Here is an 8,223-nt window from a genome sequence, read left to right as displayed (position 1 = left end):
GGCGTTTCGACGCCTGACCGTATCTGAAACCGCATGGGCCCGCTCAGATACACAGAGTTTCAGACACTCCCGGCGGCTGACGCTCAGCCTGGCGGTGGGATCGATCATTTTCTTGCACTCGCCAACAGACCCGCCTTGGCCTGGGCGCGCCGGCCAAAAAATCGTTCTCCAGCGTCAGCTCTCCGATCTTCGCATGCAGGGTCTTCACGTCGATGGACGGTTCCGGATCGGCCTTCGGGGCTTCGCCGAACACCCCGGTCGCGCCCTCAAGAAGCTGGTCGCGCCACTGCTTGATCTGGTCCGGATGAGCGTCGAAATCCTGCGCCAGCTCGATCAGGGTCTTCTCGCCCTTGATTGCGGCGACCGCCACTTTCGCCTTGAATGCCGGGCTGTGGTTCCGGCGCGGTCGTCTTGCCATGGTCTTCTCCTCGCTCGCAGCATCATGCCGCCGTTGCGCGGAAAATCCACTTATCCCGGCTGTTCAGATTTCCCCGGCCACCTCTGTCCGGCGCGGCTCGAGAAAGCCCGGGAAACAGGAGCCCTGCCGCAGCTTCGGCACCCAGCCGGGTTCAGCGCCCCGAGCCGGGTCCTGAACTCGCGGTCGCGATAGCCGTTGCGCCAGGTCTGCCGGCCCTCGCCACGCTCGTAGCGGCCGCCGCCGATCAGGCCCTCGACATCGTGCTCCTTGAGCATCTGCAGCGCACCCTCCGTCACGGCGCGCAGGAAATCGCCGTCATCGTGATTCTGCAGCAGTTCGATCAGCGGCATGGTGGTCTCGGTCATCGGGGTCTCCGTCTGGTTCGTGGTTGAAGCTCGCAACTCCACCATGACCGACCACCCTCGAGGGCCACCCCAGTCTACACCGCCAACGCGGCGCGAAATTCCACCACACTCTCGGACGCTAACCTGCTCGAGGACGTGGCATTCGACGCGCTTCTGGCCGACAAGACCTTCGATGCCGACTGGCTGCTTGCCGAGTTGGATCTGCGCGCGCGATCTGGCGAGGCCGAACGGGTTTCACCTGCAGCGCAGCTTCCGCGCCAGTTGCAGCGTGTCGCCCCAGCGCGCCTGCGCGATGATCGCCGCGCATGAGCCGCTGCTGCAAGTAGCCATGGCCTGCGACTTTGACAGCCAAAGCCATTTCACCCGCAGCTTCAGGGCCGCGATGGGCATTGCGCCGGGGCAATGGCGGGCGGCGGCGCTGGCCTAGCCCTGCCCGGCGCAGAAGGCCTCGAGCCGCTCGCGCCAGCCCGTGAGGTCGCGCCGACCGAAGGGCCCCGGATCGACCAGCTGCAGCTGCCGCTTGCTGAACAGCCCGCCCGTGCGGTCCAGCGCCGCCGTGCACAGCCCGACCGCCAGTTCGAATTTCTGCTCGACCAGCCAGGGCCAGGCCTCGATCGGGAAAAAGGCCGGGATGACCAGATGCCCGGCCTCGTTCCCGGCGGTCTCGCGCGGATGGCGCTTGATGACCACGGCGTAGCCGGCGCGGCGCAGGCGCGTCTCGATTCCGGCATAGATCGCGGCCTTTTCCGAAGCCGAGCAAAAGCCGGTCTGCTCGATCGGCTGGGTCAGGATCAGCGCCGCGCGGCCGATATTGCCCGGCCCCTGCCCCGGCCAGAACAGCGCCGCCAGGTCGCGTGCCACAACCGGCGGCAGCCGGTCCAGCAGGTCGGGAAAGCTGAGCCTGCCCGCCTTGGCCCGCAACGCCGGCGGCAGGGATTCGGGGTGATCCAACTCGATGCGGTCGATCCAGGGCTCCTCGCCCATGATGTGGCGCCGCGGCGAGCGCCCGCTCAGAAGCCGCAGCAGCGCCCTGCCGGGGCCAAAGCGCAAGGTGTGGTAATTCGCCAGCCCCTCCTCGCGCAGCACGATGGTCTGGCAGCGCCGGCGCAGGGTCTTGGAGACGAAATTGCCGGAAAGATAGATATGGGCCGTGCGATAGCGCACCCCCAGCCAAGATGGCGGGCGCGCGGCGGGCCGGCACGGACGCCCGCGCGACAGCGCCAGATTGCGCCGCAGGATTTCCGGAAACATTGCCGGAAGATTGGCAAATTCCGCGATCGCCGCCCGGTCCGAGCGCACCGAGAAGGCGATTTCGGGGAATCGGCGACGAATGCCCGCCTCCAGCGCCCCGGGCAGCGGCGCGCCATCCTCCAGGTAGACCATTTCGGCCGGGTGCCCGCCCGCCAGCGCCGAGGCCAGCGCCGTCAAGAGCGTCAGCGCATTCGAGGGCAGATAGAGGTCCGGCGCCGCGTCCCAGCCACCCTGGGCGTCACTGCGGAAAGTCATTCGTGTCCAACCGCGGCAGGCGCAGGGGATCGTGGCGGCCGATCTGCGCCACCGCCACCTCGGTGGTCAGCCCGGCGCTGCAGCCGCGGTCCCGCAGCAGCCCGAGCAGCCCCTCGTCCCAGCCGCCATAGGGATAGCACATCACCCATTCCCGCTCGACCGGGACGCCGATGGCGCGCAGGAAATCCAGCGAGGCGTCGATTTCCTGCGCCTGCTCCTCGGGCGGGATGCGGTTCAGCCAGACATGCTCGGCCCCATGCGCGCCAAAGGACATGCCGCAGGACTGCATCAGCCGCGCCTGGTCCTCGGTCAGGTAAAGCTCGGCGGCAAAGGCGGCCTCGTCGCCGGTGACGAAGCGCGCAAACAGGTCGCGCGCGATGGCGTGGCGCAGGTCCGGCGGCAGCACCGTCTGCAGCATGCGCTTGATGTAGATGGTTTCCGCATCGTCGAAACGGTTCGCCACCGCCCACTCCGCGCGATAGGCCGCGACATCGGCCAGCCCGTGGCTGCCCTGCGCCGCACGCACCGCCGCGTCAAGCAGCGCCGAGACCTCTTGCGGGCGGCCGAGGGTCGCTGCCAGGATGAAATGGATGCGGTTCACATCCAGCAGCCGGTTGTCGCGCACCGGCGCCACCGGCGCATAGAAGCAGCCAGACAGCCGGCGCTTGTGCAGTTCCGGAAACACCAGGTCGAAATGCTCGGCATAGCCGTCGTCGAAGGTCAGCAGCGCCGCGCAGGGCGGCAAGGGCTGATCCCCGCGCAGCGCCGCCAGCACCTCGGGCATGGTGACGATGCGGTGGCGCAGTTCAAGATGGTCAAGCTGGCGGCGAAACCCCGCCAGATCCAGGCCGCGGATGCCCGGAAACCGGGTTCGGGCGAAATCCCGGACATAGTGATACATCACGATGGTCAGATCCTGGGTCATGGCTGCCTTGGTTCCGGTTGAACTCGCCCGTGACGGGCTTATAGCGGGCGGCGGGGCGATAGTGTATCCCCGACCTGCCGACGCAACTGGACGTGATACATGGTTCTGCACAAGATCGTCCGGACGCTTCGGCGCGAGGGACCCGGCGGGCTGATCGCCCGCCTGCGCCACCGCAAGCGCATGGACCCGGCCGAAGCGATGACGCCGCAACTGGCGCCGCCGTTCCGGCTGCCGGGCAGCGGCGCGCTGCGCGATCTGGCCGCATCCGCGCTGGTGCTGCTGCTGGGCGAGGACGCACTGGCCGTGGACAGGGACGGGGACGCCCCGACCATCCATGTCGCGCCCCATGTCGCACCCGGGGGCCCGGTGCTGCGCCCGGGCGACATCGCGCTGTTTCCCGACCGTGCCGCGGCGGCGGCCTTCCTGGCCGATGGCGCGGCGGCGCGCGGCCTGCCGGGCTGCGCCGCGGTGCTGGTGCCGGCACCCGACTGCGTGCCGGCGTTTCGCGCCGCCGGCCTTGGCGAGGGCCGGGTCATGGTCCTGCCCGCCCCGGCCGGGGACGCGCTGCGCGACATGGCGGCCGGGCTGGCGCGCTGGCTGATCGCCGCCGGCTGCCTGCGCCCCGATGCCGTCGAGGCCACGCTGTATCCCGCCCTGCGCCGGCTGGCGCCGCAGGCGCGGCTCTGCCTTGGCCTGCCGGAAAGCGGCGACCGGCGCCGCGCCTTCCTGCGCCTCGGGCTGGAGGATTTCGCGATCCTCGACGCCATCCGCATGCAGCCGGGCTGGCAGGGCTGCGGCTGGAGCTATGCCTCCATCGCCCGCGCGGCGCTGGCGCAGGGTGCGGTGCCCTTGACCGTCTGCGAAGACGACATGCAGCCGCGCGCTCAGTTCCACCGGCATCTGGCCGGCATCGAGACCTATCTGGCGCAGACGGAATGGGACCTGTTCTCGGGGCTGGTCACCGACCTGCCCGAGACCTGCCGCATCCACCGCGTCGAGGACCGGGACGGGCTGCGCTTCGTGCATCTGGACTATGCCATCGGCATGGTCTGCAACATCTACAACCGCCGCGCGCTTGAGCGTCTGGCGGCATGGACCCCGGGCGGCGGACGCCCCGAGGAGGATACGGTAGATGTCTGGCTGTCGCGGCTGCCGGGCCTGCGGGTGGTCACCACCCTGCCCTTTCTGGCCGGGCACGACCCGGCGGCGACCTCGACCATCTTCGGCTTTGGCAACCGCCGCTACGAAAGCCTGATCCGCGCCACCGAAAGGCGCCTGGCCGCGCGCGTGTCGGCGCGGTTGCATGGCCGCTGACTTCATGACAGCAAGGGGGCAGCGGCGTCGAACGGGGGTCCGATGAGCGGAAAGCGCAGATGTGTGCTGCATGTGGGCACGATGAAGACGGCCACCACCTCGATCCAGGCCTGGCTGGACCGGCACTCGCCCTGGCTGGCCGGACAGGGCTGGATCTATCCGGGCTGGCCGCTGCGCGCCGCGCCGCGCATCGAGGCGCGGATCGCCGGTCTGGCCGCGGATCAGAACCTGGTGATCTCGGATGAGGGGCTGTGGCATTTCGCCGGCTCGCCGCGCAGCGACACGCAGCGCATCGCCGGACTGCTGGCCGATTTCGATGTGACGGTGATCGTCTATTGCCGCCGGCCCGACCATTTCCTCGAGGCCTGGTTCAAGCAGGGGCTGAAGCATGGCCTGGGTGCGCCCGACGTGTCGCGCTTTCTGGCCTCGCCCGCGACCGGCAGCCAGGCGTTCCGCGACCGGCTGGAACTGTTCGCCGGGCTGTTTGGCGAAAGCCGCCTGGTCGTCGCCCCCTATGAGCGCGCGCAGATGCAAGGCGGCGACATCATCGCCGATTTTCTGGCGCGCAGCGGCCTGCCGGTGCCCGGGTGCGGCGCCGGCGACCGGGACGGGGCCGCCAGCAATGTCTCGCCCCCGGCCGATGTCATGCTGATGGCGGGGTTGCTGCGGCAGGTGTTCAATCTCGGGCAGGCGCAGATCGACGAATTGCTGGCCACCGCGCCCCATGCCGTGATCGCCGCCGCGCGCAGCACCATCCTCAGCCCCGAGGAGGCGGCGAGGATCCGCGAGGATTATCGCCCGCTGTTTCACGACATCCAGCAGCGCTTCGGCACCGGGGCCGAGCCGGGTTTCTTCCTTGACTGGGGCGACGACGTCGCGGCGCCGGCCGCCAGCCCGCTGCGCGCCGCCTATGACGCCTATTTGGCCCGGACGACCGGCGGCTGAGATCCCGGGCGCGTATCGCAAGGATGGCGCCGCCGGCCGCGGCGTATTATACCGCGCCCGCGACGCGCGCCCAGCCGGCCGCCTGAAGGATGAACCAGACCCATGCTTGCACGTGCCGAACGGCTGTTCCTGATCCTGCGGCAGCTGCGGGGAATGACCCCGCATCAGCGCCGCGAGGCGATCAAGCGCCGGCTTGGCCCCGGGATCACCGGCCGGGTGCAGCGGCTGAAGGCGGCGCGCGAGCAGCGCCAGTTGCTCCGCGTCGAGCGCCGGCGCGGCATCGAGGCCGCGCATCGCGCCTTCTGGTCCGGCCCGGCCCGGCGCCGCGGCTGGCCGGCGGTCGAGGCGCGGCTGCGCATGCTGGCGCAGGACCGGCCAGAGGAGATGGCGAATTTCACCGCCATCGGCCTGCAGGCGCCGCCGGACGGGCTGACGCTGGCCTTTCTCGCCCAGCATCCGCTGTCGCATGCGGCCATGGCGGCAGCGCTGGCGGCCGAACGCACCGCGCCCCAGCCCGCATTGGCCGAATGCATCGCCGCGGGGAGCGAGCATGCCGCGGGCTTTCTGGTCGCGACGGCGATGACCGGCGATGACGCGGCGCTGGCGCAGGCGCGCGCGCGCATGCCGGCGGCGCTGTCCGATGGCTTCGGGCAATTCGTCGAAAGCTTTGGCCAGCGCCCTGCGGCGGCGGCGGGCGACATCGACCCGATCCTGCGCGGGTTGCGCCACAGCGGGCTGCGCGGCGCCAGGCGCCACCGCCTGGTCATCGCCGAGAATTTCGACGACCCCGAGATATTCCTGCCGCTGCTGCGCGGCGCCGAACAGGTGACGCTGCTGGGGCTTGACGATACCTTCGGCAAGGCGGCCTTCGCGGATTTCCAGGCGCTGCCCGGGGTGGGCGAGATCGTCGTCGAGCACATCCGCTCGCGCATCACGCGCTTTTCGGCGCAATATACCGAGGCGCATGTCCAGACCCGCGATGCCGCCATCGAACTGGCGGCGCTGGTCGGTGCGGTCCCCGGCCTGGTGCCGGCGGGCGATCTGGCCCATGTCGAACTGGCCATCGCCGATTACCTGTTCTTTCAGATGCTGCGGCTGCGCGCCATCGAGGAACTGCTGGCAGACCCCGGCTTCGACCATGTGGTGATCGCGACGCGTAACCATGCCGCGGGCTCGGGCTATGTGCTGACGCTGGCCGGCGTGCCGGGCCTGACCGCCGATCCCCGGGTCGAGCTGATCTCGCTGGCGCGCAGCGTCGCGCAGAGATCGGCCTTCGCCGCATTGCTGCCGGCGATCCTGACCGGGCCGCGCCCGGCCCTCATGCCCGAGGCCTGGCTGCCGGCGCCATCGGTGCTGGCCGCGCCGCTGCTGCGCGCCGCCGCGGCCTGGGCCGGGGAGCTGCCGGCGCAGCCCGTCGCGGCCGGGGGGGCAGGCTCGGTGCTGCTGGCCACCGCCGGCAGTTCCGCCTATGACCTTTCGACCGCGCGCTACAGCGCGGCGCTGGCGCGTGAATTTCCGACCGCGCTGGCGGTCTGCGGCGGTGGCGCCGCCGAGATCCAGCGCGAGTTGACCCAGACCGGCCTCGCCACCGGCGCCACCCCCTTTCACCTACTGCGGCGCGAGTATTCCCCCGGCCCCAGCACCTTCGCACGCTGGATGCAGGGCCAGCTGAACCTGTTCTGCCAGCGCCGCGGCCCGCAGGACCGCGTGGCCCATAGCATCGCCTGCGCCCCGGCCCGGCTGGCCACGAACATCATCCAGGCCCAGGTCATGCACGGGCTGGTGCTGGAGGCCTGGTTCCAGCGCATGGCCGGGGCCGGCACTCTGCCCGGGCTGGTGGCGCTGTCGGCGGTGCGCACGGCCGGCGTGTCGCAATTCGCCGCCACCGCTCGCCGCCACGCCGTGCCGACCCTTGCGCTTGAGGCGCATGGGCTGAACGCCAATTACAGCCGCTATGCCAAGGTGGCGGCGGACTACTACGGGGTGATCTCGGGGCAGTTCCGCACCGATGCCGAACGGGGCTTTGCCATGCCGCCCGGGCGCACGCGCGTCATCGGCACGCCGCGCATCATCGCCCGCCCGGCGCGCCCCCCCGCCCTGGCGCGGGCCGAGATCGCCGCGGCGCTGGGGCATGATTTCCCGACCCGGCCCGGCGGCGTGGTCAGCTTTTTCTGCCAGCCCTCGGCCTGGACGCATGTGGCGCAGGTCTGGCGAATGGTGCTTGCGGTGGCGGGCCAGCTTGATCTGCAGGTGATGCTGAAGCCCCACCCCGAGGAGACGCCATCGCGCATCGCGCAATATCGGGCCGTGGCGCGGCAGATGCAGGCCGACGAGCGGGTGCAGCTGGTCACCCTGCGCCCCGATCTGCTGATCGAGGCCTCGGACGCGGTGCTGACCGGCTATAGCGCCGCGGCGCTGGATGCGGCGGTGCTGGGCCGGCCGGTGGTCTGCGTGACCGTGGGCGATGCCGTCTATCCGGTCGACCAGCACGAGATCGCGCGCGCGCCGCTGGTCCATGACGCCGCCGGGCTGCGCCAGGCGCTGCAGGCCAGGCTGGGCAATGATGCCGCGGCGGCGCGCGCCTATGCCGAATTCCTGGCCGCCGAGCCGCAATTCGCCGAAGGTCCGGACGCGCGGCTGCGCCGCTTCGTCACCGAGATCCTGGCCGCGCCGGAGATCCGCCCGGCATCCGGGGTGCCGGCGCATCTGTTCCTCGACCCGCCGCACCCGACCTTCGCGGTCTGAGCCGG

At 70.6% G+C, this 8,223-nt stretch carries 7 protein-coding genes and 2 pseudogenes; 5 read left to right on the top strand and 4 right to left on the bottom strand.

Features of this window, described 5'->3' with window-relative positions; genetic code table 11:
- Positions 1–418: pseudogene (locus tag WMK75_RS11840) on the bottom strand (hypothetical protein); the annotation flags it as partial.
- 84 nt (positions 419–502) lie between these two features.
- Positions 503–783: pseudogene (locus WMK75_RS11835) on the bottom strand (transposase); the annotation flags it as partial.
- A gap of 135 nt (positions 784–918) precedes the next feature.
- On the opposite strand from WMK75_RS11835, the gene WMK75_RS11830 reads away from it, so the two are divergent.
- Positions 919–1,092: a hypothetical protein gene (locus WMK75_RS11830; RefSeq protein ID WP_347267878.1), complete on the top strand. Its 174-nt coding sequence runs from the start codon at positions 919–921 to the stop codon at positions 1,090–1,092.
- Positions 1,076–1,210: an AraC family transcriptional regulator gene (locus tag WMK75_RS11825; RefSeq protein WP_347267877.1), complete on the top strand. Its 135-nt coding sequence runs from the start codon at positions 1,076–1,078 to the stop codon at positions 1,208–1,210. The genes WMK75_RS11830 and WMK75_RS11825 overlap by 17 nt, the downstream gene beginning before the upstream one ends.
- On the opposite strand, the gene WMK75_RS11820 is transcribed toward WMK75_RS11825, so the two are convergent.
- Both WMK75_RS11820 and WMK75_RS11815 read right to left on the bottom strand, forming a co-directional pair.
- Positions 1,207–2,289 (bottom strand): hypothetical protein, encoded by a 1,083-nt coding sequence (locus WMK75_RS11820; RefSeq protein ID WP_347267876.1) that lies wholly within the window; start codon positions 2,287–2,289, stop codon positions 1,207–1,209. The genes WMK75_RS11825 and WMK75_RS11820 overlap by 4 nt on opposite strands.
- Complete coding sequence (locus WMK75_RS11815) at positions 2,273–3,214, bottom strand: polysaccharide deacetylase family protein (RefSeq protein ID WP_347267875.1); 942 nt, start codon at positions 3,212–3,214, stop codon at positions 2,273–2,275. The genes WMK75_RS11820 and WMK75_RS11815 overlap by 17 nt, the downstream gene beginning before the upstream one ends.
- A gap of 99 nt (positions 3,215–3,313) precedes the next feature.
- Between WMK75_RS11815 and WMK75_RS11810 the strand changes: the two genes are divergently transcribed.
- From WMK75_RS11810 to WMK75_RS11800, 3 genes are all read left to right on the top strand, one after another.
- Positions 3,314–4,528 carry a hypothetical protein gene (locus WMK75_RS11810; protein WP_347267874.1) on the top strand — a complete coding sequence of 405 codons (1,215 nt, stop codon included), beginning with the start codon at positions 3,314–3,316 and terminating at the stop codon, positions 4,526–4,528.
- 81 nt (positions 4,529–4,609) lie between these two features.
- On the top strand, positions 4,610–5,473 hold the full coding sequence (locus WMK75_RS11805; protein ID WP_347267873.1) for a hypothetical protein: 864 nt from the start codon (positions 4,610–4,612) through the stop codon (positions 5,471–5,473).
- A 102-nt stretch (positions 5,474–5,575) separates the two neighbouring features.
- Positions 5,576–8,218 (top strand): hypothetical protein, encoded by a 2,643-nt coding sequence (locus tag WMK75_RS11800; protein WP_347267872.1) that lies wholly within the window; start codon positions 5,576–5,578, stop codon positions 8,216–8,218.
- Positions 8,219–8,223: the final 5 nt, after the last annotated feature.

This window comes from Paracoccus sp. (in: a-proteobacteria) (assembly GCF_039808215.1).
Lineage (GTDB): Bacteria > Pseudomonadota > Alphaproteobacteria > Rhodobacterales > Rhodobacteraceae > Paracoccus.
The sequence above is the reverse complement of the archived record's forward strand: the minus strand, read 5'-3'. Positions and strand labels throughout refer to the sequence as shown.

Bases quoted from the DNA above. Each gene is read 5' to 3' on its own strand.
- WMK75_RS11805 (WP_347267873.1), top strand. From the start codon at position 4,610: ATGAAGACGGCCACCACCTCGATCCAGGCCTGGCTGGACCGGCACTCG.
- WMK75_RS11825 (WP_347267877.1), top strand. From the start codon at position 1,076: ATGATCGCCGCGCATGAGCCGCTGCTGCAAGTAGCCATGGCCTGCGAC.
- WMK75_RS11800 (WP_347267872.1), top strand. From the start codon at position 5,576: ATGCTTGCACGTGCCGAACGGCTGTTCCTGATCCTGCGGCAGCTGCGG.
- WMK75_RS11820 (WP_347267876.1), bottom strand. From the start codon at position 2,289: ATGACTTTCCGCAGTGACGCCCAGGGTGGCTGGGACGCGGCGCCGGAC.
- WMK75_RS11810 (WP_347267874.1), top strand. From the start codon at position 3,314: ATGGTTCTGCACAAGATCGTCCGGACGCTTCGGCGCGAGGGACCCGGC.
- WMK75_RS11815 (WP_347267875.1), bottom strand. From the start codon at position 3,214: ATGACCCAGGATCTGACCATCGTGATGTATCACTATGTCCGGGATTTC.